Annotated in this window: 26 protein-coding genes; 18 read left to right on the top strand and 8 right to left on the bottom strand. The window is 50.0% G+C overall.

Features of this window, described 5'->3' with window-relative positions:
- Positions 1–75 precede the first annotated feature (75 nt).
- A complete protein-coding gene (locus tag LN737_RS33200) occupies positions 76–870 on the top strand; it encodes an SUMF1/EgtB/PvdO family nonheme iron enzyme (RefSeq protein WP_231780238.1) in 795 nt (264 codons plus the stop codon).
- A gap of 61 nt (positions 871–931) precedes the next feature.
- On the opposite strand, the gene LN737_RS33195 is transcribed toward LN737_RS33200, so the two are convergent.
- Positions 932–1,540: a hypothetical protein gene (locus LN737_RS33195; protein WP_231780237.1), complete on the bottom strand. Its 609-nt coding sequence runs from the start codon at positions 1,538–1,540 to the stop codon at positions 932–934.
- A gap of 419 nt (positions 1,541–1,959) precedes the next feature.
- Here LN737_RS33195 and LN737_RS33190 point away from each other — a divergent pair, with 419 nt between their 5' ends.
- On the top strand, positions 1,960–2,778 hold the full coding sequence (locus LN737_RS33190; protein WP_231780236.1) for a Fic family protein: 819 nt from the start codon (positions 1,960–1,962) through the stop codon (positions 2,776–2,778).
- Positions 2,779–3,015: 237 nt separating this feature from the next.
- On the opposite strand, the gene LN737_RS33185 is transcribed toward LN737_RS33190, so the two are convergent.
- The gene (locus LN737_RS33185; protein WP_231780235.1) at positions 3,016–4,167 is read right to left on the bottom strand and encodes an epoxide hydrolase family protein; all 1,152 of its coding nucleotides are present in this window, start codon (positions 4,165–4,167) and stop codon (positions 3,016–3,018) included.
- Positions 4,168–4,278: 111 nt separating this feature from the next.
- Positions 4,279–5,454, bottom strand: a complete 1,176-nt coding sequence (locus tag LN737_RS33180) for an epoxide hydrolase family protein (RefSeq protein WP_231780234.1) — start codon at positions 5,452–5,454, stop codon at positions 4,279–4,281.
- Positions 5,455–6,471: 1,017 nt separating this feature from the next.
- Between LN737_RS33180 and LN737_RS33175 the strand changes: the two genes are divergently transcribed.
- Together LN737_RS33175 and LN737_RS33170 are read left to right on the top strand one after the other, a co-directional pair.
- On the top strand, positions 6,472–6,807 hold the full coding sequence (locus LN737_RS33175; RefSeq protein ID WP_231780233.1) for a pirin family protein: 336 nt from the start codon (positions 6,472–6,474) through the stop codon (positions 6,805–6,807).
- 54 nt (positions 6,808–6,861) lie between these two features.
- Entirely contained in the window at positions 6,862–7,068 is a 207-nt protein-coding gene (locus LN737_RS33170; RefSeq protein ID WP_231780232.1) for a hypothetical protein, read from the top strand.
- Here LN737_RS33170 and LN737_RS33165 read toward each other — a convergent pair.
- Positions 7,044–7,277 (bottom strand): hypothetical protein, encoded by a 234-nt coding sequence (locus LN737_RS33165; RefSeq protein ID WP_231780231.1) that lies wholly within the window; start codon positions 7,275–7,277, stop codon positions 7,044–7,046. The two genes, LN737_RS33170 and LN737_RS33165, sit on opposite strands and share 25 nt — an antisense overlap.
- A 55-nt stretch (positions 7,278–7,332) precedes the next feature.
- Here LN737_RS33165 and LN737_RS33160 point away from each other — a divergent pair, with 55 nt between their 5' ends.
- The 6 genes from LN737_RS33160 (at position 7,333) to LN737_RS33135 (ending at position 11,580) form a co-directional block, all read left to right on the top strand.
- Positions 7,333–7,944, top strand: a complete 612-nt coding sequence (locus LN737_RS33160; RefSeq protein ID WP_231780230.1) for an NADPH-dependent F420 reductase — start codon at positions 7,333–7,335, stop codon at positions 7,942–7,944.
- Positions 7,945–8,008: 64 nt separating this feature from the next.
- Positions 8,009–8,290, top strand: coding sequence for a GNAT family N-acetyltransferase (locus LN737_RS33155; protein WP_231780229.1), 282 nt, complete (start codon positions 8,009–8,011; stop codon positions 8,288–8,290).
- A 165-nt stretch (positions 8,291–8,455) separates the two neighbouring features.
- Positions 8,456–9,448 (top strand): alpha/beta hydrolase, encoded by a 993-nt coding sequence (locus LN737_RS33150; RefSeq protein ID WP_231780228.1) that lies wholly within the window; start codon positions 8,456–8,458, stop codon positions 9,446–9,448.
- A gap of 32 nt (positions 9,449–9,480) precedes the next feature.
- A complete protein-coding gene (locus tag LN737_RS33145; RefSeq protein ID WP_231780227.1) occupies positions 9,481–10,227 on the top strand; it encodes an SDR family NAD(P)-dependent oxidoreductase in 747 nt (248 codons plus the stop codon).
- A gap of 105 nt (positions 10,228–10,332) precedes the next feature.
- Positions 10,333–10,692 carry a nuclear transport factor 2 family protein gene (locus LN737_RS33140; RefSeq protein WP_231780226.1) on the top strand — a complete coding sequence of 120 codons (360 nt, stop codon included), beginning with the start codon at positions 10,333–10,335 and terminating at the stop codon, positions 10,690–10,692.
- A 33-nt stretch (positions 10,693–10,725) separates the two neighbouring features.
- A complete protein-coding gene (locus LN737_RS33135) occupies positions 10,726–11,580 on the top strand; it encodes an NmrA/HSCARG family protein (RefSeq protein ID WP_231780225.1) in 855 nt (284 codons plus the stop codon).
- A gap of 68 nt (positions 11,581–11,648) precedes the next feature.
- Here LN737_RS33135 and LN737_RS33130 read toward each other — a convergent pair whose 3' ends face one another.
- Positions 11,649–12,236 carry a Crp/Fnr family transcriptional regulator gene (locus LN737_RS33130; RefSeq protein WP_231780224.1) on the bottom strand — a complete coding sequence of 196 codons (588 nt, stop codon included), beginning with the start codon at positions 12,234–12,236 and terminating at the stop codon, positions 11,649–11,651.
- A gap of 1,057 nt (positions 12,237–13,293) precedes the next feature.
- On the opposite strand from LN737_RS33130, the gene LN737_RS33125 reads away from it, so the two are divergent.
- The gene (locus LN737_RS33125; protein WP_255709228.1) at positions 13,294–13,461 is read left to right on the top strand and encodes a deoxyribodipyrimidine photo-lyase; all 168 of its coding nucleotides are present in this window, start codon (positions 13,294–13,296) and stop codon (positions 13,459–13,461) included.
- Positions 13,416–14,699 carry a deoxyribodipyrimidine photo-lyase gene (locus tag LN737_RS33120; RefSeq protein ID WP_370636609.1) on the top strand — a complete coding sequence of 428 codons (1,284 nt, stop codon included), beginning with the start codon at positions 13,416–13,418 and terminating at the stop codon, positions 14,697–14,699. The genes LN737_RS33125 and LN737_RS33120 overlap by 46 nt, the downstream gene beginning before the upstream one ends.
- 303 nt (positions 14,700–15,002) lie before the next feature.
- Here LN737_RS33120 and LN737_RS33115 read toward each other — a convergent pair whose 3' ends face one another.
- Positions 15,003–15,311, bottom strand: a complete 309-nt coding sequence (locus LN737_RS33115) for a nuclear transport factor 2 family protein (RefSeq protein ID WP_231780223.1) — start codon at positions 15,309–15,311, stop codon at positions 15,003–15,005.
- A gap of 503 nt (positions 15,312–15,814) precedes the next feature.
- Between LN737_RS33115 and LN737_RS33110 the strand changes: the two genes are divergently transcribed.
- Positions 15,815–16,501, top strand: a complete 687-nt coding sequence (locus tag LN737_RS33110) for a hypothetical protein (RefSeq protein ID WP_231780222.1) — start codon at positions 15,815–15,817, stop codon at positions 16,499–16,501.
- 126 nt (positions 16,502–16,627) lie between these two features.
- On the opposite strand, the gene LN737_RS33105 is transcribed toward LN737_RS33110, so the two are convergent.
- Positions 16,628–16,780 carry a hypothetical protein gene (locus LN737_RS33105; protein ID WP_405520770.1) on the bottom strand — a complete coding sequence of 51 codons (153 nt, stop codon included), beginning with the start codon at positions 16,778–16,780 and terminating at the stop codon, positions 16,628–16,630.
- Positions 16,781–16,987: 207 nt separating this feature from the next.
- Between LN737_RS33105 and LN737_RS33100 the strand changes: the two genes are divergently transcribed.
- From LN737_RS33100 to LN737_RS33085, 4 genes are all read left to right on the top strand, one after another.
- Positions 16,988–17,569 (top strand): Crp/Fnr family transcriptional regulator, encoded by a 582-nt coding sequence (locus LN737_RS33100; RefSeq protein WP_231780221.1) that lies wholly within the window; start codon positions 16,988–16,990, stop codon positions 17,567–17,569.
- A gap of 97 nt (positions 17,570–17,666) precedes the next feature.
- Positions 17,667–19,298 (top strand): MBL fold metallo-hydrolase, encoded by a 1,632-nt coding sequence (locus LN737_RS33095; protein WP_231780220.1) that lies wholly within the window; start codon positions 17,667–17,669, stop codon positions 19,296–19,298.
- Positions 19,299–19,403: 105 nt separating this feature from the next.
- Entirely contained in the window at positions 19,404–19,856 is a 453-nt protein-coding gene (locus LN737_RS33090) for a RidA family protein (protein ID WP_231780219.1), read from the top strand.
- 83 nt (positions 19,857–19,939) lie between these two features.
- Positions 19,940–20,668 (top strand): SDR family oxidoreductase, encoded by a 729-nt coding sequence (locus LN737_RS33085; protein ID WP_231780218.1) that lies wholly within the window; start codon positions 19,940–19,942, stop codon positions 20,666–20,668.
- 177 nt (positions 20,669–20,845) lie between these two features.
- Here the strand turns inward: LN737_RS33085 and LN737_RS33080 are convergent, their stop codons facing one another.
- Positions 20,846–22,216 carry a PhoPQ-activated protein PqaA family protein gene (locus LN737_RS33080; protein WP_231780217.1) on the bottom strand — a complete coding sequence of 457 codons (1,371 nt, stop codon included), beginning with the start codon at positions 22,214–22,216 and terminating at the stop codon, positions 20,846–20,848.
- A 781-nt stretch (positions 22,217–22,997) separates the two neighbouring features.
- On the opposite strand from LN737_RS33080, the gene LN737_RS33075 reads away from it, so the two are divergent.
- Positions 22,998–24,206, top strand: coding sequence for a HAMP domain-containing sensor histidine kinase (locus LN737_RS33075; protein ID WP_231780092.1), 1,209 nt, complete (start codon positions 22,998–23,000; stop codon positions 24,204–24,206).
- Positions 24,207–24,260 lie beyond the last annotated feature (54 nt).

The following is a 24,260-nucleotide window of genomic DNA, read 5'->3' as shown; positions in this document are numbered from 1 at the left end:
GAACACACAAAGTAGAAAAGTGGCTTAATTGAATTATAGGAAGAGGTTCCGCAAACGCCAGCAAAAAATCCAGTCATGACCTACATAATAATCGCCGTTCTGCTGATAACGGCGGCTGGTACCCCGTGGTGGCCAGACATTTCCAAGAGATCAGAAAACGCAGCCGCGGTTCATGTTGATTCTGTCACGACGACTAAGGCAACTGGAAAGATCTATGAGCCGGATATGGTCACGGTGCAGGGCGGCAGCTTTACTATGGGCGGCAATGAAAATGATAATGAAAAGCCAATCCATACGGTTACCCTAAGCAGATTTAAACTAGCCAAACATGAAACTACGCTAGCACAATGGCAACAGGTGATGGGCAGCAACCCTTCTGGTCGTAAAGACTGTAATGATTGCCCAGTAACCGCTGTCGGCTGGGATGATGTACAAACATTTATAAAAAAGTTGAATATCCTATCCGGTCAGAACTATCGCCTGCCCACCGAAGCCGAATGGGAATATGCAGCAAGAGGGGGTACAAAGAGCAAGAGATTTGACTATGCCGGTAGTAATGCTAGCAATTCGGTAGCTTGGACGTCTGCTAACAGCGGATCAACTCCGCATCCTGTTGGCCAAAAACAGGCCAATGAATTGGGCTTGTATGATATGTCGGGCAATGTCTTTGAATGGTGCAGTGATTGGTATGATGAAACCTATTATGGTAACAGTCCGGAAAATGATCCCAAAGGTCCTGCCACAGGGCCGTATCGGGTTATCCGCGGGGGTAACTGGGCCAGCGAACCCGCTATAAGCCGTGTAACGTATCGCATCCCCGTCCAGGTAGGCTACGGCGCTATCGGGTTCCGGCTCGCTTCTTCGCTTTAGAAAACCGAATACCTTTGAGCTAAAATCAGAGGTCTGCCTATCCTGCGTTTTCTGAAATAATTTATTGTTTAACCCTAATATGACCACAGGGGATCAAAGTTGAATCCAGTGCGCCTAGGCTAACTTTATAAAAAAGGGCCTTCTCTTTTAATACCACGCCGGTTCGTACGGCACCGATACCGGCGAGGGCTTTATTGACGGCGAGGTTGTCTTTTAAGACATCTACGGTTCGTACCACACCCCTGCCACTCATCAGCAAGGCGGTATAGAACAAAAACTCCTCCTTAGGATTGACCGTTTTTTGCAACCAGGTCGGTTTATAAAGGCTGGTATCCAAAAAAGCATGTAAACCGGTCGCGCCGTAATCGGCCAAGGATTTCTTGGCAAGGGTCATGGTGTCCAAAGGCATAAATAATTTATAGTAGAAGCCGGTTGAAGTTGGAATGGGAAATGAATCAGCAGGAAAATGAATGGTGAATTCAATCGGAGTCTCCGTTTCGTTCATGACACGCGTCCAGAATATGCGCTTTTGAAATTGTACACCCGTTTGGTGGGTGTAGGGTCCACCATTGGGCAAGCTGTTTTGAATAACAAGGCTTTTATCTTCTCGTTGACAGGCAGTGGCAAGAACAACTAGCAGTAAGAAGATCCAGACGGGTACGTATTTCATATTTGTTTCTTTTTTAAGCCCAGCAACAAACCTACCGGTCTTTGAGGAGGTATGCGGTGACTGGTTTGTAAAAGAATATCAATGATTTGTAAAAGGGCTCAGAACTACGGTCTGATAGCTGTAAGACGCAAGTGGGCTTTGAGCGAAAATCTCACGAAATCGCATCTACCTGAGACAAAGAATGATTTACTTGAAATCGCATAGCTTATCAGAAATGGGGGTAAGGCCAAGCCGTAACGTGTGTTCAGGACAGACTCTATTGGGCTTTTTTATATTTTGATCAGGAAAGCCCTCCGGTAGAGGGGCTAGCCGAGTGTAGATCCTCAACTAAAGCTAGATTTAGAGGCTGTTGGCGCCCTGAGCCAGCATCTTTTGTATCTTTGAGTAACCTGTCTCGCTCAATCGCCTGACCGCTCACCATGGCTCAAACCATATCCCCTACCGCTCCTACATTGCCTGAATTGATTAAGCAATACCAGGCGCTCACCACCGGCGTGATTAACTTCGAGCTGTATAACCAAATGGTGCACACCCATCATTCGACTGCTATTGAAGGCTCTACTCTAACGCTGCTTGAGACCCAGACTTTATTAGAAAAAGGGCTTACGGCGGGGGGCAAGCCGCTAGAACACCACTTGATGGTCATTGACCACCAGGCCGCTCAACAACTGGTCCTCGACTGGGCCACCCAACACGAGCCCTTGAATCGGGACCGGCTACAGGCCATTGCCGCAGCGGTCATGCGTCAAACGGGTGGACCAACCAACACGCTGTTGGGTGCGTTTGATTCGAGCCTTGGTCAATTCCGAACGGTTAGCGCCATGGCCGCTAGCCGCATGTTTTTAGATGCAAAGAAGGTGCCTGCGGCCGTGGATACTTTGCTTAAAGAGATGAACACGCTGTTGCCTGCCACTAAAACAGTCCGGCAGGTCTATGACCTTTCCTTTCAGGTACACTTTCAATTGGTCAGTATTCATCCCTTTGGCGATGGCAACGGGCGCACCTCCCGGCTGCTAATGAACTATGTTCAGCAGTATCATGGCCTGCCCTTGAGCTTAGTGTATGCCCAGGACCGAACGGCTTATATTGCTGCTTTAGAAGAGTCGCGTCGGCAAGAAGCGACCAAACCGATACCGGATTTTATGTACGGTCAGCTCACCCAGTTTCTTAGCCATGAGATTGCCCGCTTAAGCAAGCCCCAAGTCCCGAAGAAGGGAGGACTGACATTACTTTTTTAGTGAATTGCTAGCAAACCACTTCTGTTTATAAACGTTTCAGCGTAAGGCAATCTGCCGTTCATCTAGCTGCGTCAAAAATGAAGCGTTTTTAGAGACGAAAAACGTACCGAAAATGAAGACAGAAAACAGAATCCCAAACTAGAAACTAGTGTTGGGTTGGCAATGGGTTACGGTCTTTATAAAACGAGTACAGGTTCAACTTGTAACTTGACGCTTTTCAAAGATACCCTTTTAGTATCAGCTACGACGCAAGGGTCGAAAAAAAGCCCGTAACTCATCCGCCAGAGCTTCAGGTTCTTCCAGGGCGGCAAAATGACCACCATGGGGCATTTCGGTCCATTGTTGAATGTTCAAACCACGCTCCGCAAATTCACGAGGGGGCGGATTATCTTTGGGGAATACTGCCATACCAACTGGTACCGTAACCCAGTCACCGGGCTTGTAGGAGGAATGGTTGGTTTCTTCGTAATAACCTCGAATGGATGAACCAATGGTTTGGGTCACCCAGTAAATCATAATGTTGGTCAGCAGTTCATCTTTCGTGTAGACGCGCTCCACGTCTCCATCGCAATCGCTCCAGGCCCGGAATTTCTCCACAATCCACGCGGCCAGCCCCACTGGAGAATCGTTAAGGGCATAGGCTAGTGACTGGGGTTTGGTGCCCTGGAGCATCGCGTAAGCCCCTTCTTTCATACCTACTTCCTCCATGTGATTCATGTATTTCTTCTCTGCTTTTGAGAAGGTTTTCGGATCCGCATTCAGACCCGCCTGAAACGCCACATCGGTTAAGTGAATACCAATCAGTGCGCCCGGGTACTTTAAGCCCAATAATTCCGAGACTGCCGCCCCTCCATCGCCACCAGCCGCTGCGTAACGTGGATAGTCAAGTATCTGGGTCATTAGGGAATGCCAACGTTCAGCGGTACGTCCCAGATTCATACCCGGTTGGGTAGGTTTGTCCGAAAAGCCAAAACCCGGAAAGGAAGGCACGACCAGATCGAACGAGTCGACCGGATCTTTGCCAAAACGGGCCGGATCAGTCAGCATGGGGATGATCTTATACATCCGAAAGAACGAATCCGGCCAGCCATGGGTCAATACCAGGGGTATGGGGTTAGGGCCTTTACCCCGTTGATAGATGAAATGAATCGACTGGCCATCGACGACGGCTTTGTAGTGGGGAAACCCATTGAGCAGGGCCTCCCATTTGCGCCAGTCGTACTGGTTTAGCCAGTACGAACAGATTTCTTGCAGGTAGTTCAGGTTCGTACCCAGTTCCCATTTGTCGTTATCGATCTGATCGGGCCAGCGGGTGTTGGTCAAGCGCTCGTTCAAATCATCGAGCACGGACTGCGGAACGTTGATGTGGAATTCCTGAGCGTTAGTCATGTGTTTCGTGTTTCTTTTCGCGTGCTACTACAACTCATTGGTCATATTGATCAGATTCTTTCCGAATCATTGAATACGACAAAGGCCATCTTCATGCCCTCGATTCATGTTTTATTGGTCGACGTCCAGTTTACGGACAAAAGCCCGGATGTCTTCCGCCAATAAGTCGGGTTGTTCCATAGCGGCAAAATGGCCCCCTTTGGGCAGCTTGTTCCACTGTCGTATGTTGAAAAACTTTTCGGCAAACGCTTTTGGAGGCAGCAGGTCAATCTGGAACTGAGCAACGCCCGTCGGTACGTCGGCTTTGGTTCCGGTTTTATCAAATGGATTGAGCTTGACGAGCGGGTTGAACATTTCCTGCATCATGTCCTTCATGGCTTCGTTATACCGGCGGGCCGACGAATTGGCGGTTTGGGTAACCCAGTAAATGGTGATGTTGGTTAGTAACTCATCCTTCGTAAAACAATTTTGCAGGTCACCCTCGCAATCGCTCCAGGCATAGAATTTTTCAAGTTGCCACGCAGCCAGCCCCACTGGTGAGTCATTTAATCCATAGGCCAGCGTCTGGGGTTTTGTACTCTGAACCGCATTATAGGCGCCTTCGGTTTGCTGCCACTGCGTTATTTTCTGTTTATAATCTTTTTCGGCTTTGGTCAGTTTGTCGTCGTCGGTCGTCATAATGTGGTGGTACGGAATATCCGTCAGGTGAATGCCCAGCAAGGCGTCAGCATGGTACAGTGCCAACTGTTCGGTGACCTCACTGCCCACGTCGCCCCCGTGGGCGATGAATTTCTCATAGCCCAGCTCCTCGGTCATCAGGTCGGCAAACAAACTGGCAATGCGTTTGGCATTCATACCGCTTTGGGTCGGACTATCGGAGAAGCCATGTCCTGGAATCGAGGGGACCACTACATCAAAGGAAACCCCGTTCTCATCGGCTTTGGTCAGCAGTGGAATCAGCTTTAAAAAGCGAACGAACGAGTCAGGCCAGCCATGGGTCAGCAGTAATGGGATTGAGCGGTGGCCTTGGCCTTTCTGGTGGATAAAGTGGATACCATATCCGTCGATTTGGGTTTTAAACTGGGGGAAACTGTTGAGGTAGGCTTCCTGCTTTTTCCAGTCAAACTCGTTCTGCCAATACGTACAAATTTCCTGTAAATACGCTTCGCTGGCTCCCATTTTCCAGTCGGCATTCTCGATTTCATCGGGCCAGCGGGTTTTAGCGAGTCGATTTTGTAAATCGTCCAGCGTTGGCTGATCGACTGTGATGATAAACGGAAGAGCCATGCGTACTAATCGGTTAAAGCCTGCTATAAAAACCTGATTAATTTATAATACGTATCTCTGTATTAATGTTTTATGAAATTTTAGCTGCTTAAACGTGCTTGTGGCCTTTTGTACAACTATATAGAAGAACAGGGTATTAAATTATACTAGGCATTCCAGCGTAGTAACCGGTGGTATATTATTCTTAGATAACCCTGGTTTTACCAAGTTGTGAGCTACAGTAGTCTGACCGATTACCCGCCTATTTTGACCAGTATGTACCAAAAGGAAGCAGTTGTCGCCGACGCGTACCCAGTTAATCTATTCTTATTTTATCTTGCCAATATAATAGGTTCATTTTAGGATAAATCTATTGGTGTGGATAGAAGCAGAAAGCCTGCCCTCAACTGATGGCAGGCTTTTTTGTGCCTAGCTTAGGCTATGGAGGGCTAAGTAGGGACAGGTTGTAAGACCGAATAAAGTAAACAATAGGTACAGGCTACAAACTAGGTTATACAGCTAGTGAAATTAAACGTCTTGTAAAAACGCTCCCACTTGAGACGATGGGGTGTCGATAATTCAGGCGTTTAATTAGCCACTCATATTTTTGGCTCGGGCCACCCAGCTGAGTCTGGTATTCGAGGAAACCTTTATTGGCTCAGGGCTACGGATAGCCCGGTCGCCCGGGAGCCGTACCTGACATACGCTCTAAGGCAACACTTTATAGCCTTCCGAAGCAGTAAGATAAGAAGCTTACATTTGTCAGTAACCCTACTTAGCTAAACCTGGAAAACAATTGTACAAATCAAACCGAAAAGCATATGGCATTGTCGACACAATGGGTTGTTGGCTGATGGTTTGTACGTGACTATTGATACCTGATAATAAATCTTTTCAAGTCTACTCACTAATCACCCATAACGTCCCAATTGCTACCGGGATGTTGTTGATCTAGGTCAATAGTTTTTATTACCATACCTCAATGGCTTGCCGGGATGGGCAATCGTACGTTTGTGCCTAAATAAAAGGAGCAACGTAATGGTACAAAGGAACATTGCCAGCCTGAATACACCCCCTGACGAACGCGGCTTTCTGGGGGCCGGTCATACAGCACGTAGTGTTTTGACCGGCGGTTTTCAAAAAACAGATCCGTTCATTTTCCTAATGGACGACTGGCTGGATAAGAAAAATGACGAATCCGCCGGTGGACCTCATCCCCACGCCGGTTTTGAAACGGTGTCTCTTCTGATTGATGGGGAAATAAAGGAAATGCTGGAGTCCATGAAAAAAGGGGACTTTCAGATTATGACGGCTGGTAGCGGTACGAGCCACACCGAAACCATAGAAGGTCCCACCAAAGGGCGTTTGTTTTAACTGTGGCTGAACCTTCCCCGTAAAGACCGCTGGGCGACACCACGCATTCAGCTGTTGCCTGCCGAACGCGTTCCGGTAGTAAACAAAGATAGCGTATACATGCGACTGTACAGCGGTACACTGGCCGGTATTCATTCACCCATTAAGAATTACACACCGCTCATTGTCGCCGAGATTGAGCTAAAAGCAGGCGTTGGCACCAGCGTTCAGTTGCCGGTCAACTTTAACTCGGTTCTCTACAAATCGCGGGTAAAGACATAAACCACGATCAGGTAGCCTGGCTGGATGTAGTTGATACCGAAGCGGACAGCACGCTGACGATGCAGGCGGGCGAAAACGGTGGGCGTTTTGTACTGTATGCGGCAAAACCGACCCACGACAATATTATTTCCTAGGGGCTTTTCATCGCCGACACCCAGGCTGAGATTGCCGACCTGTACAAACAATACCGAAACGGGGCCATGATGCACATCGCTACCGTACCGGAAGCACAGAAACTGACTTATTAATTTTTACAGAACAAACATGAGCTACACAATTGGCATTATCGGTGCAGGACATATCGGGCATGGACTGGCTACGCATTTAGCAAAAACAAACTATCCGGTGCTGATCACCAACCGCCGGGGGCCAGCGTCGTTGACCAACTTGGTGGCTTCCATTGGCGGATCGTTGAGGGCCGCCGACTTTACCCAAACCATTGCCCAGGCTGACGTTTTGTTCATCGCCGTCCCCTGGACACAGCTATCGGATCTGGCCAGCCAACTACAGGGGCATAATGGGAAGATTTTGGTCGACGCCACTAACAATATTGTCTCGGTCAGCCCTTTCCAACTGGCTGATATCGCGGGCAAACCAACGGGCGAACACGTAGCGGCCCTGTTTCCGATCCATCGGGTCGTTAAAGCGTTCAATACCCTGGCGGCTGCTACCCTGGCTCAGCCTTCACAAAGCAATATTGGAAATACAGTCATTGTTATCAGTGGTGATGATGGCGATGCGAAAAAACAAGTAGCCGACATTACCAAAGCCATGGGGTTTGCACCGGTTGATCTGGGCACGTTCAGGCAGGGCGGCCACCTGCAGGATGTAGGCGGAGTCTTGTCCGGGATTGAATTCATCAAGGTAAACCGGTAAGCAACAGGCTACGCCAGCAGGCGTACAAGGCCATTATTCATCCATAGACGAACGCGAATCTTACATGGACATTCAGCATAAAGACAACGGACAAAAGGGGCTGTTTTACGTAGCGGTAGACGGTAAGACAGAAGCCGAAATGACCTATGTATGGTCGGGTGACCAACGAATCATCATCGACCATACCGGCGTAAGCGAAGCCCTTAAAGGCGAGGGTATTGGCAAACAACTGGTGCAGGCAGCCGTTGTCTGGGCGCGGGAAAAACAGCTGAAAATTCTGCCGCTCTGTCCCTTTGCCCGAGCTATATTTGATAAAACGCCTGACTATCAGGATATACTGTTTTAACGTGCGAAACCAATAAGTGATATACACAGTCAGGTTTCGTTGATGTACATCAACAGTGCTTTTTATCATACCTCAATGCCTGCCGCTTTTTAGGCTGCTAGTTTTGTCGTGCCCCAACTGGGATTACCAGTTTCAACATCTTCACAAACTTAAAGGCTATAAACAATGAGCAGCACAGCACAGGAGCGCCCGTTTAAAGGCGAGCAGGACCCACAGATTTTTTCGGAGGTTAGAACATTTTTGCAGGCATTGAATGCAGGCGATGGGAAGCCCGTGGAAGCCTTAAGCCCCGCCGATGCCCGGCAGGTATTGACCGGTGCTCAGCAATCGGTCGAGGTCGATTACTTGGGTATTACCGAGGCCGAAAAAACGATCTCACAGAACGGCTACCAGGTAAACATTCACATCGTAAAGCCCGAACAGAGTCAGGATGGTGCACCGGTGTTCCTCTTCATCCACGGGGGAGGCTGGGTGCTGGGCGACTACCCGACCCACCGACGAATCGTGCGTGATCTGGTGGTCAACAGCGGGGCTGTGGCCGTTTTTCCCGATTATACCCCTTCTCCCGAAGCGCAGTACCCAACGGCTATCAACGAGATTTATGCCACCCTGCAATGGGTCGCTGAACATGGCGCTGAAATCGGGGTGGATGGCAGCAATCTGGCAGTTGTCGGCAATAGTGTTGGTGGTAATATGTCGGCGGTTATGACCTTGATGGCTAAACACAACAACGGTCCCAAACTTAAATTACAGGTGCTGCTGTGGCCCGTTACCAATGCCGATTTTGATACCGACTCGTACCACCTGTTTGCTTATGGTCGGTTCCTCACCAAAAACATGATGAAGTGGTTTTGGGATAATTACCTGCCTGACGCCGGTAAGCGCAACGAGATCTATGCATCGCCCCTCCAGGCTACTACCGAGGAGTTGAGAGGCTTGCCGCCAGCGCTGGTACAAACCGCCGAAAACGACGTATTGCGGGATGAGGGCGAAGCCTATGCCCGTAAATTGAACGAAGCCGGTGTGTCTGTAACCCACACCCGGTATGGTGGCCTGATTCACGACTATGGTCTGCTGAATCCCATCGCCACTGTTCCGGCTGTCCAAACAGCCCTGTTGCAGGCGGCTGCGGTGATCAAAGCGGCTTTGAAGGCATAATCGTCTCAAAAAAACAGAAACGAAGAAATACTATGACCAAACTTCAAGGAAGGATCGCTTTTGTTACCGGTGGGAGCCGGGGAATTGGTGCGGGCATTGTGAAAAGGCTAGTTGAAGAAGGAGCTAGCGTCGCCTTCACCTACGTCAGTTCACAAGAGAAAGCAGAAAAACTGGTTACTGAACTTGAATCTCCGGGTGTCAACGTCCTGGCGATCAAAGCGGATACCGGTAGTGATGCAGAAATTGATGCGGCCATCAAATCAGTAGTCGATACGTTCGGGCGCATCGACATCGTCGTTAACAGTGCCGGCTTATTCATCACCGGCACCATCGATGCTGCCGACGCCGATACAGCCGCCTTCAAAAAACAGTGGGAGGTCAATGTGCATGGCGTCGTGCATACCGTTCGTACGGCATTGCGGTACATGAGTACTGGCGGCCGGATCATCAGCATTGGCTCTACCGGCGGCAGTCGCTCGGCTTATGCGGGCATAGGTGATTATGCGGCTACCAAAGCGGCCCTCGCGGCCTACACCCGTAGCTGGGCCCGGGATCTGGGCAGCAAAAACATCACCGTAAACATCATACAGCCGGGGTTGATCGACACCGACATGAATCCGGCCGATGGTCCGTACAGTTCGTCCATGCTGCAATCCGTAGCCCTGGGGCGGTATGGTAACCCGACGGACATTGGCGCTGCGGTGGCCTTCCTGGCGAGCGATGACGCTCAATATATCACCGGTATAACGCTGAACGTGGACGGAGGACAAACCACGTGATGCGGGCTCTTTGTTGATGTACATTAACGTTTTGCATCAACGGCAACGCGTACTTTTGGGTAGTAAGACCCTAGTGTGTTAAGAAACGAACGAGTAAGATTACGTATGGATACCCAGTTATTGAATACACTCCAGCAAACCCATATAGCTGTCTGGAACGAGAAAAACCGTATAACGCGTGATGCACTGATGCAAACCATCTATGCCGATGTTATAAAGATGTACGACAAGGAGTTTATCCTGAGCGGCAGCGTAGCCGTTTCTGACTTTATCGACAAGCTATTTGCGGGTGACGCCGATTTTACCTTTACGATAACAAAACCGATGGAAAGCACCCAACATGGTGCCCGCCTATACTGGGAAATACGGACTGGTCCTCAACCGAATGTCCTGACCGGCATGGATTTTTTTGTAGTAGAAAATGAGAAAGTAGCGCATCTGTTTGTATTTATGGATGCTCAGTAAAGGCGGTTATCGCCACCAAAAGCAATTCACAAAATGACCGTAAAACCCATAATCCTGGTTACCGGAGCTACCGGTAATCAAGGCAGTGCCGTAACAAAAGGCGTACTGGAGCAGGGTAAATTTACGATTCGTGCCTTGGTTCGGAATAAGGCGAGCGAGAAAGCCAAAGCGCTGGAAACGATGGGCGTCGAGTTAGTCGCCGGTGATTATGACGACGTGGCGTCACTGGAAAAAGCACTACAGGGCGTCTGGGGTGTATTTTCCATGCAGGATTTTACCCACGGCGTCGATGTGGAAGTTAAACAGGGAAAAACAGTAGCTGATCTGGCTAAAAAAGCGGGTGTCAACCATTTCGTCTATTCGTCTGTTGGCAGTGCCAATCGCCATACGGGCATTCCGCATTTTGACAGCAAGTACCAGATAGAAGCGTATATCCGGGCAATTGGATTACCATATACCATCTTACGCCCTGTCTACTTTATGTATAACTACAGGAATATGCAGGCCATGATTGATAACGGCCTGATTGCCCTGCCCCTAAGCCCCGACACGAAACTACAGCAGTTATCCGAGACCGATTATGGCAACATGGTGGCGACCGTGTTTGCCGATAGCGCCCGTTTTCTAGGAAAAGAACTAGACGTGGCCAGTGTAAGTATCTCAATGAATGAGCTGGCAGCAACCTTCAGCAAAGTACTCAACAAACCCGTGCGGTATCAGCAAATTTCACTTGACCGTTTCCGCGAACAGACCGGTGACGAGATGAGCCTAATGTTTAGCTGGTTTGAATCAGTTGGCTATAGTGCCAATTTAGCGGAGTCGGAAACGATGTTCTTCCCGCTCTCATCGGTGGATGGGTATCTAGCTCAAAATTGGGGTACTACCTGATGGTTTGGTTTATAACCAGATCTAATCTTCACCCTACTCGCCAATGCGTTGATGCACACCTAATCAGCTTACTTTTTTATATGTTGATGGCGAATGCGACTTAGTGTTTCTTTAGTTATACCCAGGTATGATGCGATAATGTGCTGCGGGAATCGCTGCAGGAATTCGGGATATAGTTTAGTCAACTCCTCATAGCGGTAATCGGCCGTGTAGTTTTGGGCCATGTTCAGGCGTTTTTGAACAGCCATGTGCTGGTTATCATCCAGCTTTATCCGCATTTCGTTGAAGGCCGGAATGGTATTAACGCGTTCATAATAGCCATTTGCTTTGGGCAGTAAGAGCAACTCGGTATCTTCCCAGGCATCTATATTGTAAATAGACGGTGTTTCTTTATGAAAGCTCTCCCGGTCCGACGTCCACCAGTTTTCAATGCATAAATTGAGCACGTGCTCATACCCTTTTTCGTCGACACTATATTGCCGTGTGGCCCCCTTCACAATGAAGGCGATGTATTTACAGACTTCACCTTCCTGAAGTAGAAATTGTCTTTTTCTTAATTTTTTGGGGATAAACGCTTTCTCAATCAGGCTACTATCTGTTTCAGAAAGTGGTATGGTGGAGCGTTCTTGTATATATTGTATAAGTGGGGTAACCATCAACCAACGAACAAAGTAAAAGCCTAAGACAACGTTTCAGGTGCTAAAGATAGTAACTGGCAAAATAGGGTTTGCTAAAACGGAAAGTTGTACAAACCGATGTCTGTCTTATTCTAACGAAGTATCGGCGGTTGATAGAACGTGCTAATTAGTATATCTATCAATCATATACCGTATGCCTTTAGGCGTATGCTACTAACTGGAGTTGACAGTTGGAAAAAATAATCGTCTCTTAAAACTCTCCAAAATGAGATAAAAGAGTTGTAATGTGTCTGCTTCTCAAAACCGGGCATTTTAATAAACGGCCACGGCTGCCGTTAAGTAATCTTAACAAGAGATAAAATCCGTTAGTGAGTGTTTTTTGTTAGCATTACTACAACGTAAGCCGGTATGATGAGGAAACTAACCACCATGGTCTTTCTGTGGCTTGGCACACTGCAGGTTGTCTGTAGCCAACCCGTTAAGCCTTGTCCAGCCTTTAACCGACTCACAGCACAACGAGATCTGGCTAAAGGGACGCCTAAATTGTTTTTACTAAGGGGATAGCACCGCTTAGGCGGGCCAACGACTCTTCCATCGAAAAACATTTTGGCTTTATTTATCAAGACTTGGGTTGTGTCAGGCTAGTTGACGATCGTTGTCTGCGCGAGTATAGCCAGGTGGTCTTTGCTTACTTAGACAAACAGTATGGAACATATTGGCGGGAAAGCGTGCGCAAAGAAGTTTTATTTCTACCTATTTCCCCAACTCTGGTGACCAATCGATAATCTGTCAAAAGAGGGGCATTAGCGTAGCCGAATTACGAAACGTCAGCCTGTTATTTAGGATTATTTGTCTCACGAAAACCCTCCTCTAGCGCATCAAGAGTTACTTCTTCGGTAAAGTAATTAACCAATTAAATTGACCAACATCAAGCTCACTAACTATAGACCAACATCAAATTCCTTAAACAAAACACGTATACACCTTCTTCTAAACTATTCTGCTAAAGATGGCAAATACACGCTGTGTTGTAACAAAAAGCATAGCCTGAGTACCAACCGCTGAAGACACTTTGATGGCTGATACAATAATCATTTGGTTCCGTCGCGATTTGCGGCTCAATGACAACCCCGCCTTGGCTCAAGCCGCTCAAGCAGGTAATGTTCTACCCCTGTTCGTACTCGACGAGCGGCAAGAATTAGCTATTGGGGGGGCAGTAAATGGTGGCTGCATCACTCCTTAGCGAGCCTCAACCAGTCGCTCAATGGCAAACTACAGCTCTTCAAAGGGGACGCCACGCTCATCATTCCCCAATTGGCGGTGGCCGTTAAAGCCACCGCCGTCCACTGGAACCGCTGCTACGAACCGGCTTTTCTGGCCAGCGATGAGGCCATCGACAAGCAGTTGGCCAAAGCGGACATTCCAGTGCGTGACTTTGAGGGAACAGTGCTATGGGAACCGACCAGGATTGTTAAAAAAGATGGTTCGCCCTTTAAAGTGTATAAGCCCTTTTTAAAGACCGCTCTGGCCGCAGATGCGCCCAAAAAGCCAATCGCCAAGCCACGCTCGCTCCCTGTCGTCTCGCCTCAAGCATCGGGTGGGGTTACTTTAGCTGAACTTGGTCTGTTGCCAAAAATACCCTGGGATGCCGGCATCAAGGCGAGTTGGACGCCCGGCGAAATGGCGGGACAGGAGATGCTCCGATCGTTTGTGGCGGGTAAGTTGGAACACTATGGCCAGGAGCGGGATTTTCCATCCCATGATGTGTTATCTCGCTTGTCACCTTACCTGCACTACGGCGAAGTCTCCCCAAAGCAGGTCTGGCAGGCGATAGGGGCCGGTAAAAAGACAGATGATAATCGGGAGAAATTTGTGAGTGAGGTGTGCTGGCGAGACTTTGCCTGTAGCGTGCTCGTCCACTTTCCAGAAACGATCACCCAGAGTTATAATGCCCGGTTGAAGAAGCTAACCTGGCGGCAGGATGCCACACGGTTGAAACAATGGCAGCAAGGCCAAACCGGCATACCGATTGTTGATGCTGGCATGCGGCAGCTCTGGCAGACGGGCTACATGCACAATCGCGTCCGGATGCTCACCGCCTCGTTTCTGACAAAAAATCTCTTGATCGACTGGCGGACTGGGGCGGATTGGTTTCTGGATTGTCTGGTGGATGCTGATCTGGCGGTTAACACCTTGAATTGGCAGTGGGTGGCGGGTACGGGCCTGGACGCAGCCCCTTTTTTCCGGGTGTTCAATCCGGTGCTGCAATCGAAAAAATACGACCTGAATGGCGATTACATCAAAGCGTTTGTGCCTGAATTGAGGCATGTGCCGGGGAAATACATCCATGAACCGTGGTCAGCGCCGAGCAAGGTGTTGGCTGAGGCAGGCGTTGAGTTAGGTAAAACCTACCCCACCCCCTGTATAGACTTAAAAGCCTCGGCCCAAGCCGCTCTGGATGCGTATCACAAGACGGCTTAAGGCTTAAGCCATAAACCGGAGACATTGTTGCTTAGCCGAAAAAAGGTATCGCACTAAACCCTCCCACTTGAGACGCAGCTACATTCATGGATTTGCTTCTTCATTCGGGCGTTCACTTAACGAGTCTCAATTAATACTAGTATGCTTCAGGATTCGGCACCGTCGGATTAGCACGAAGCTCAGTCGCCTAGATTAGGGCGAGCAAATGATCGAAGCATGCCGACCAATCTGGAGCCACTGCCCGTTTTGTTTCATCCAGACATTGGTAAAGCGTCGTTTGGTGGGTTGACCGGCCTTGGCTTCCTATAGGTCATTCTTGGCTACAAACAACTCGTAGCCCATTGTAATGACCAGGTTCTCCTGGACTTGCATCTGTTCAATGACGCGCTCAAAGGAACTGTAATCAATCAAGCCCTGCTTCTGATTTTTAAACACGGCCGCTCGATTCCGGGCAATGGTATTGCGGGGCGTAGTGACCATGAATTCATGGGCCCAAATCTGAGCCAGTAAGCTGGTATCGGCGGTTAGAATGCCTTTGACACCAATCTGCTCTAAGTCCTGGATGGTTTTTTGGATGTCGGCAGTCGACTGAGCTTGACTGACGAAACCCATCAACAGAAACCCTTAAAGAAGTACGTAGTTAAGCATGGATGTTGGTAATTTTGAGCGGAAGGCAGTTAAGCTGAAAACTGTTCATGCATTCATACTTCTAAATATGGGTGATTAAGTACCAGGTAGAGAAATTGCTTTAGTATACGGTAAATCAAAGGTTAACCCTGTTATAAAAGAGCCATTAGGTTGTTCAAGGCACGACACGCCGGGTTACCCACTTATGTATTGTTAATCTCAAAAAATCGCTCCCACCTGAGACGACAGCATCTTTATGCATCTGCTTCACACATTGGGCTTTTTCTGGAACAGTTTCTAGCGTGGGCAGAATATTTGAGTAACCCCAATGGCATTCACTTACTAGCGTTGGCAACGTAATAGATCAGCAGCTTCAATAGCGGATAGAAAAAGCAAGAAAGACTTCGTCTATACGTCAGCTTGTGAATCGGTCCTAGTTGTCGCGATGCACCCTGATACTGTTGCTTTTACACAGCGTCAAACCCTAAATGGCTTTCTATCTTTGGGTATTCGAGGCCACCGGGCTGGCCTTTCAAAGCTGCCGGCACGGTGGCGTCGATCCCGACGGGGGCGATGCGGATGCACTGACCATCAAAGCGCAGCAGACCGAACTGCTCAATTCGCCCTACCTGGCCGTTGCCCTTTCGGGTGACTACCGGGTCGAGGTGATCCGTTGGGCCAAAGGAAATAGTTACAATTACGATTATGAGTCGGCCGGTGCTTACGGTGAACGCGATACGGCCTTTATCACGAGTGATTACTGGTTAAGCGTGCGGCCTACCGTGGGCAAGGATTCGATCCGGTCGACCATGTGGGGAACCGGAAAGGGCGGTACGCTGACCAATCACAGCCTGGGCACCTATGCCATGAGCCGCTACGACGGAAAAAGCTACAGTCCGCCCCCGCTGGATTATCTCTTCGAGCACTGGGGCTTTGGCCAGCAGCTGTTTACCGAGGCTATGATCGGCTGTACCCGCTGGGCCTATGTCGATCGCACCGAACTGGGTTTTGGTTTTAGCATCGGGTATGTGCTGAACAAATCGCGGGCTGACTACGGCCAGCTGGCGATTGTGGTACCGGGGCAGGACAATCCCGGTCCCGACCGGAACTATCAGCCCTGGGCGTCGATGTCCTTTGTCCGGCGATCCACGGGTGTTCTGCTGAATCGAAAATAAACGGCTGACCATAAAAAAAGCCCCCGTTAGGTCGGGTGGGGGATAGGACTAAGGTACGAAATAAACGGTTAACCCTCTAGTGGTTACCCGTTTTTTTTATGGTCTGTTTTTGGGCCAGTCCCGGCTTCACCCTGTTGTGTGGCGCTCAGCCGATGGGGGTGAAGTGAGGTGGAAAGCGCCCCAGGAGGTGTTCAGGCGTACGGGCGTGATCCGTTTCGCCGGATCATGGTTGAGCCAGGCCACCGCTTCAATGATGGGTAGTTTTGCCGTTTCGTACAAAATCCGTCACTTGCCATCGAAAATCTCCTTGTCTCAAATAGAGGAGCATTTAGTGAGATCGAAAATGTAGCGGATTGTTGCCGTTATATACAGTATTGGCCACCGGTCGGCCGCTTAGACGGCCCGGAGGAAAACTCGTAACTTGGGCACTCGCTAAAGTCGGTCGTGAAAGCAAAAAAGTCAACATATTCTGGCGATATTTGGGGTATGGCCCCTAACGAACTCTTCGCCTACTTCAACGCCATCGCTCCACTCTCAACGGCTACCTGGAAGACGATTGCTCCCTTGTTTCACGAGCGCTTAATGGCCAAACAGGCCTATTTCGTTGAGGCCGGACCAGTGGCCGATTCGTTCGCCTTTATGAGCGAAGGCGTCATGAGGGTGTTCTACCGGACAGCCGACGGAACCGAGTACAACAAACACTTTTTTACCGCTCCTACGACCGTTGGGGCCTATTCATCGTTAGTGACCGGTCAGCCCAATCTAATCTATCAGCAGGCCATGACTGATTGCCGTATCTGGGTGGCTGACTATGCCCGCTTCAACGAATGTTGCGACCGCTTTCCTGACCTGGAGCGCATTGCCCGGCGAAACGCCGAACTGTATTTTGCCCGCAAAGAACAGCGCGAGGTCGAATTGGTGTTGCGGGATGCGGGCCAGCGATACGCCCAGTTTCAGCAGGAATATGGTCACCTGGAACAACTCATTCCACAGTACCATATAGCGTCCTATCTCGGCGTAACGCCCACTCAGCTTAGCCGTATTCGCCGGGGCATGGCCGGGCGGTAGCGGTGCTGGTTCGGGGCAGCTTCACTTCTTTACCTATGTAAATGTCCCCCATCTGGGGGTACGTGATCTTTGTGCTGTTAATCAACACAAATCACGTATGGAAACGAATCAACTCCTTCGGACCGTTCTCCTTCAGCAACCGGCCCGACTCACCGATCCGTCAATTCAGGATACTGTCGCTCGCTATGGAGCCGCTGCTGCCGTACTGGCTGGTGGGCTCCTGCTGCCTTTTCAATCCCGCATTTGGAACGGCCCCAGCGGTCCGCCAGCTTCGGTTCTGCTGACTCAATGGATGTCTCCAGACTGGCTCGGCAACGTAGCTGCGTCTGCACTTGGACAGCCGCCATTAGCCTATTTCGCTACGGGTCGTTTATTTATACTGGTCTATATTGGCCTATTGCTTGCTACGCTCTTCTCGCGATCCATTCCCAGATCCCGACTCAAAACCAGTCTGCTGGGCACGTTAACCACTGGCGCATTAGCCAATGTAGGTGTATACTGGTGGGGTGAGTATCTGACTAAAGCGGCCCGAGAGGGAATGTTCTGGGCTATCGAAGTACCCGCGCTGCTTGGTTCGCTAGGATTGGTCATGGCCCTCGCCGTTCGGATGCGCCGGTCTGTCATGCAGTCCCGGCTGGCTACCGCACTACCCTTCTCGGTGATTCCGCTGGCCCTGCTTTTCACGCTGTTGTTTCAGTACATACCGCACGGGCCGATGCTGGCGGTAGCTATCTCACTGCTGCTCCTGGTCAATCGCCAACCCATCAGAACGACACCCATGACCCGGCTGGCTAAAGGGATTGCTTTGGTGGGGGGCGTATCTATCTCTATAATGCTGTTGCTCAGCGTCCTGTTTGCCTACCGGCCTCAACGTCTGGCCGGACCCAACGTAAGTAAGGCGACGCCGATTCCATATGCCGTAAAAACGGGGGTTCGCCTGCACGTCTTCAACACCGGCTACAACCGCATGTCGCGGGCGTTGGCACCGGGGAATCCCATCTGGCGGCCCGCCCCCGCTTTTGTGATCGAACACCCAACGGCGGGCCTGATCGTGTTTGATGCGGGGCTGTCGTCGGCCGTAGCCAGTCGGGGCGAAGCAGCTCTGCCCTTTCCTATGTCGATACTGTTCGAGAGCCGGGGCAAATCCGGGCAAACCCTCGACCGGCAGATGGTGCGCGTGGGGCTGGACCCCGCCAACGTAACACGAGTCATCCTGTCCCATCTCCATGAGGATCATCTGGGCAATCTGAGGGCTTTCCCCAACGCCCGCGTCATCCTCAGCGCTAAAGCTGACTCGACAAAACCAGCGGCCCTCATGTCGGCCATTGTGCGGGCTGAGCACTTCCCATTCATGCCCTCGTCTTTAGGTAATTTGTACGATGTGTTGGGCGACCAGACGGTTCGACTGATTCAGGGTGGAGGCCACTCGCCCGAAGACCTCATGGCCTGGGTCAATCTGGATACAGGGCCGGTATTGCTGGCCGGTGATGCTGTCGTACACTGGGACTGGCTGCGCTCGGATGATGTGGAGCGGGTGTCGGTCAACGGGCCACGGGCAGCCCAGGTCCGGAATGAAGTCCGGGCGCTACTCAACGTCCAGCCCGAACTGGTGTTGTTTCCCGGTCATGATACGAGCCGCCTTCCGCGCCACCGCTCCGACATTGTCGTGGAGCATCCCACTTTATTTCAAATGAAAGCCTGGGCCAGCCAGCTTTCTTTACCTATGTAAATGCACCGGACTTACCACTCTTGTTCCTTTGTCTCAGTCAGCACATTAATCAGCTGTGTCCATGATAACGCTCAAAAAATCATCTTACCTCTACTCGCTCTGGTCATGACTACGACCCTCGCTAATGCTCAAACATCGGTTGTTCTTCAGCAACAAAAGAACACCTTTATTAACCCAACCGGTTTATTCAATCCTATGTACAACGGCTTCTCGCACGTTGGCAAAGTACCCGCCGGTACCACGCTTTTCTTCCTGTCGGGGCAATGGGCTTCAGACGAAAAAGGCCAATTAGTCTCCACTGATTTTGCCGAACAGGTCCGTCAGACGCTACGGAACGTGAAAACAGCCCTCAATGGAGCCGGTCTGACGACTGAGCACGTTGTAAAGCAGACCATTTATATTGACGAGTTTAGTCTTGAAAAAAAGAAAATTCTCATCGACATAGCCGGTAAAGAGTGGGGGGCCAAGGTGTTCCCGGCCAGTAGTATTGTGCCGCTGCCAATGCTGGCCACCGCACCGGGTTGCCTGATTGAAGTCGAAACGATTGCAACCAATTAAGTAGTCATGAAGTGGTCATGCGTTGATACTGATTGCGTTAAAACGCATGACCACTAAACGGCCGTCAATGACCATCAACAATCATGAAAACAACAGAAAACACCATCCTCATCACCGGCGGTTCGTCGGGCATTGGCCTGGCCATGGCCCGGCGATTTGCCCAGTTGGGCAACGAAGTGATCATTACGGGGCGCGACGCGGATAAACTGCGGCAGGCCCAGACCGAACTGCCTGGCCTGCACACTGTTCAGGGCGATCTGAGTCGCCCCAAAGACCTTGATGCTCTGATTCATTACCTGGAACAGCACCATCCGGGGCTGAACGTGCTGATCAACAACGCATCGGTGCAGTACAATTACACATTCGATGTAGAGTCAGAAGCTCTTGGCAAAATTGAGTACGAAATCAGCGCGAATCTAATGGCCCCGATCAAACTGATTTGGCTGCTGCTACCCTTGTTGAAAGCCAATGCTGACCCCGCTATTATCAACGTATCGTCGTCGCTGGGGTTCGTGCCGAAGGCGTCCGCTCCGGTGTATGATGCAACCAAAGCGGGTATTCATGTGTTTACCAAGGCACTGCGCTACCAGTTGCCGGACGTACAGGTCATGGAAGTTATCCCGCCCTTAGTCGATACGCCTATGACGGCTGGGCGTGGGCAAGGCAAGCTATCGCCCGATACACTCGTGGATAAGTTTATGAAGGGCTGGCAAGCTAACCAACCGGAGATGCGTATTGGCCGGGCCAAGGCACTGCTGGCCTTGCACCGCTGGTTACCGAACGTTGCCGAACGAATGATCCAGCGCCATTAACCAACCCCTTATACCGCGGATAGTAGTTAAAAGCCATTAAGACAAGTCGTCTCAGTTATCGCCCGAATTACAGATACTCAAATCGCTCTTTGTCTCACTGGGGAGCCTTTTGTAAGACAGTTATAGCAACAATAGTTCTTGTAGCCATTCGCTTCCCCTCAGAGCCGTCCGAGCCAATTAGTGACTTCGCAACACGTACGGGATCGTTGACAGCCAGAACCGTCGGGTAACGTAATAAAACTCTACTTCAGCAATGACAGCCTGATTACCCGTTGAGCGATTTTCCAGGTCAACTTGATAGGATCGCCGATTAAGTTTGTTGGGAGGGGCAACGGTAGAACTCATTAATGGAACCGTCTTCATTTCCCACTGGGCGTCCCGAAAATCAAGTGTGGGTGAAGTAGCGATCCAAACCCGGGCCGATACCGCAGAATCCGTTGTGCTTATCATTAAGCGAGAGCCCTGAGGAGTTGGATGCATCGTGCTTTCTACGGTCGGCATGGGCTTTCCGTGCGCAACTCGCTCAATGAACGCATAGGCTGTCGGGTAAAGCCGGGGGTCATTATTGGCCCCTACATGCCCCGTATTGGGTAAGGAAAGGATGGACTTGCTGCCCCCTAAACCCGACCAGTACAGATTCAGGGCGTCGACCGGTGTGTAGTCATCGTTGGTGCCGAGGATGACCAGTTTAGGCATGGTCAATTGCTGGCGATAGGTATAAGCGTCCACAATAGCCAGCAATTGCTGCCCCGTGGGCGAGTTGATTTGTTCAATGACTTGTTTAGCGGCCAGTGCCGACTGGTCTAACGCGCCATAGGTAGCCAGATAATGTGGTATTTGCCTGGCGGCATGTAAGGTGTTAAACCCTTGGGCAATCAGCCCCGCTACGCGCCGGTCAACAGCGGCTGTTAACCAGGCGGTATGCCCTCTTTTGGAATGGCCTGCCACGACGAACTGGTAAAGCAAAGGCAGATGATGGCCTTGGCTGGCCGCTTGCAGCACATCCATCGCTCGAACCGTGGCTTTGACCATGGGCAACAGCAGCGGCCAGGTCGTGTCTTTAGTGGCCAGAAACTGTTCAAATGTATAGTTGAGTAATTCTTCCTCTTCTTTACCCTCAAACAAGGGTTGGTTGGGGATGTCGCATAAGATGGCACAGGGCACGCCGGTGGTTTGCGCCAGTTGCCTCAGAGCGGTATGAGCCTTCTTGAGATCAAACTCCATTTGCAAGGAGGGAAATCCAGTTTGGCTTGAATTGCCAGCGGGAAAGAAGACAAACAACTGATGCTTCCAGGGAATGCTTCGCCAGGTTTGGGATTGAAAAGACAAAGCAAGAAAGGTGCCTTGAGGAGACTTGAACTGCTGGGTCAGGTGCCAGGCGAAGGTCGAGTCAGGGGTATTCACATAATTGGGCAAAACGGCCCTAGCCTTCTGATCACCGGTTGCTGAGATCGGTGGGATCGAGGGCTGAGCAAAGGCACCACACCCACAAGTGCTCAACACGAAAAACACGGTGGCGCAACTTCCTATCCAAATCCCCTTTCCCATTCTACTACGCTGTTTCCTACCCGATCCTAAAATTAGTAGGCGAATCGATTGTTCCAAGTGTTTTAAAAAACGTCCTAATTATTGAGATGCAAATCGCTCTTCGTCTCAGGAAGGAGCATTATTTGAGATCGGAAACTGAAAGTTCCCATTTTAGTTGAGTATCCAATCGAGTAGGCGAGTTAGGTTGATCTTACTCATGGTTTTCGGTCTTTATCCGAAGTTAGTATGGTCCAGTATACATCGCGAACAATCTTTTGAGATTGATCGCTTTCGCCAAACGTGCAGCCCCTTGACTGCATATACTTGCACTCATGGCTGTAAAAACCGGCATTCCTTAACAACATCGCCTACTGACATAACTTTGGGTAGAGCATGCTTGCCCTGAACTTCTCAGGAAACAATCTTGGTGAATACCTGAGCCGTTGGTGGCCAAGCTTTACCCCAGATGAAGAGTAAACACAAAATTACGCCTACCCGTAGCGTGACAAGATTCATAGAAAGTCAGTTGTAAACTACTAAAAGTGAGCTAGTAGGACAGAAAGTCGCTTGATAGGCTAGGAAGCCGGTATGTCGATTCTTCACATCTGCCCAGTTAAAATTATTACTCATTTATATAAGTTACTATATTTGACCGTAAATAAGTAAATAGTTACTCAATAAACACATTCATTTACTACTAACTCAGCCAAAAGCTGACTACAACGTATCATTCGCCATTCAGCCCCAAACTTGTTACTAGCACACAACCGGTTATGCACTGAGCGATTTGACCCTGAAAACTATGTATCCTTTACCTGACAATGAGTGGCAACGGGTTATTGATCTGGCCGACTACGATTTGGACTTTTCGGCCCTCCAGGATACGTTTAAAGACCTGACTAAACTAGCGGCCAAAGTCACTGGCACGGATATCTCACTCATTAACCTGATCGATTCCTATACCCAGTGGAGCATTGCCAGTCACGGGCTGGATTTAGTGTCGATGCCCCGGGAAGACTCCGTCTGCCAATACACCATCCTGCAACCCGACAGCCTGGAGGTGAAAGACTTACAACTTGATCAACGCTTTGCTCAACAATGGTATGTCGCCGACGACCCCCATTTGCGCTATTACTTTGGGATACCCCTCAAATCGAGCCAGGGTACGCACCTGGGCGCTCTTTGCGTACTGGATCCCAAAAGCAAAGAACTTGATCCGGAGAAAATCGAGTTACTCCACATCATTGCGGCTGAAGTGGTGAGTCGATTAAACATCATCCGCGAAGTGGCGTATCTCAAACGTCAGGCCACCGAACTCGAAGAGTCAAAAAAACGGGTGGCTCATGACATTCGAGGGCCTTTAGGCGGCATTATCAGCATGGCCCAGTTGGTGACCAGCAGCGGGTCTACTATTAAGTTACATGAGATACTGGAGCTCATCGAGGTGATGCAACACAGCAGCAAATCGCTACTTGACCTGGCTGACGAAATTCTGGTTAATGATGACAAATGGCACCATCGCAAGCAGGACTCGGTAAGCCATGAGGTCTTTCACCAGGCCCGATTTAAGGAAATGCTGGAAAAGCTCTATGCTCCCCAAGCCCGAGCGAAGGGCATTGATTTGTCGGTTTCGACGGATGCCACCACGGAGTTGCTCCCCTTTTCCCGCAACAAAGTTTTGCAAATTGCGGGTAATTTAATCTCGAATGCCCTCAAATTCACGCCCCAACAGGGGTGGGTTCGGGTCAGCACTAAATTAACGGATGAGGGCACCTACAACCTGTTAAGCTTAGTCGTGGAAGATTCGGGTCAGGGGATGGCCAGTGACAAGGTAGCGGCTATCTTGAAGGGGGAGGGCACGTCCAGTCATGGGACCGCCGGGGAGTCAGGCTATGGGTTTGGGCTTCCTTTAGTAAAGCATTTAGTGGAGACTTTAAACGGCCAACTCAGGGTAGGCTCAACCCCGGGTCATGGTAGCTGCTTTGAGGTGAGCTTACGCCAGCCCAAATGACGTTGATGCTGAGCAGGGAATGGGCTCAGGGTAAGTCATTGAATGACTTGGATA

This window comes from Spirosoma sp. KNUC1025, assembly GCF_045160025.1.
GTDB lineage: Bacteria > Bacteroidota > Bacteroidia > Cytophagales > Spirosomataceae > Spirosoma.
This window is presented reverse-complemented; position numbering and strand designations above follow the sequence as displayed.

Bases quoted from the DNA above. Each gene is read 5' to 3' on its own strand.
- LN737_RS33140 (WP_231780226.1), top strand. From the start codon at position 10,333: ATGGATACCCAGTTATTGAATACACTCCAGCAAACCCATATAGCTGTC.
- LN737_RS33075 (WP_231780092.1), top strand. From the start codon at position 22,998: ATGTATCCTTTACCTGACAATGAGTGGCAACGGGTTATTGATCTGGCC.
- LN737_RS33110 (WP_231780222.1), top strand. From the start codon at position 15,815: ATGGCTTTCTATCTTTGGGTATTCGAGGCCACCGGGCTGGCCTTTCAA.
- LN737_RS33185 (WP_231780235.1), bottom strand. From the start codon at position 4,167: ATGACTAACGCTCAGGAATTCCACATCAACGTTCCGCAGTCCGTGCTC.
- LN737_RS33200 (WP_231780238.1), top strand. From the start codon at position 76: ATGACCTACATAATAATCGCCGTTCTGCTGATAACGGCGGCTGGTACC.
- LN737_RS33115 (WP_231780223.1), bottom strand. From the start codon at position 15,311: ATGGGTTTCGTCAGTCAAGCTCAGTCGACTGCCGACATCCAAAAAACC.
- LN737_RS33085 (WP_231780218.1), top strand. From the start codon at position 19,940: ATGAAAACAACAGAAAACACCATCCTCATCACCGGCGGTTCGTCGGGC.
- LN737_RS33195 (WP_231780237.1), bottom strand. From the start codon at position 1,540: ATGAAATACGTACCCGTCTGGATCTTCTTACTGCTAGTTGTTCTTGCC.
- LN737_RS33160 (WP_231780230.1), top strand. From the start codon at position 7,333: ATGAGCTACACAATTGGCATTATCGGTGCAGGACATATCGGGCATGGA.
- LN737_RS33095 (WP_231780220.1), top strand. From the start codon at position 17,667: ATGGAAACGAATCAACTCCTTCGGACCGTTCTCCTTCAGCAACCGGCC.
- LN737_RS33175 (WP_231780233.1), top strand. From the start codon at position 6,472: ATGGTACAAAGGAACATTGCCAGCCTGAATACACCCCCTGACGAACGC.
- LN737_RS33190 (WP_231780236.1), top strand. From the start codon at position 1,960: ATGGCTCAAACCATATCCCCTACCGCTCCTACATTGCCTGAATTGATT.
- LN737_RS33150 (WP_231780228.1), top strand. From the start codon at position 8,456: ATGAGCAGCACAGCACAGGAGCGCCCGTTTAAAGGCGAGCAGGACCCA.
- LN737_RS33155 (WP_231780229.1), top strand. From the start codon at position 8,009: ATGGACATTCAGCATAAAGACAACGGACAAAAGGGGCTGTTTTACGTA.
- LN737_RS33145 (WP_231780227.1), top strand. From the start codon at position 9,481: ATGACCAAACTTCAAGGAAGGATCGCTTTTGTTACCGGTGGGAGCCGG.
- LN737_RS33180 (WP_231780234.1), bottom strand. From the start codon at position 5,454: ATGGCTCTTCCGTTTATCATCACAGTCGATCAGCCAACGCTGGACGAT.
- LN737_RS33130 (WP_231780224.1), bottom strand. From the start codon at position 12,236: ATGGTTACCCCACTTATACAATATATACAAGAACGCTCCACCATACCA.
- LN737_RS33090 (WP_231780219.1), top strand. From the start codon at position 19,404: ATGACTACGACCCTCGCTAATGCTCAAACATCGGTTGTTCTTCAGCAA.
- LN737_RS33125 (WP_255709228.1), top strand. From the start codon at position 13,294: ATGGCTGATACAATAATCATTTGGTTCCGTCGCGATTTGCGGCTCAAT.
- LN737_RS33100 (WP_231780221.1), top strand. From the start codon at position 16,988: ATGGCCCCTAACGAACTCTTCGCCTACTTCAACGCCATCGCTCCACTC.
- LN737_RS33135 (WP_231780225.1), top strand. From the start codon at position 10,726: ATGACCGTAAAACCCATAATCCTGGTTACCGGAGCTACCGGTAATCAA.
- LN737_RS33080 (WP_231780217.1), bottom strand. From the start codon at position 22,216: ATGGGAAAGGGGATTTGGATAGGAAGTTGCGCCACCGTGTTTTTCGTG.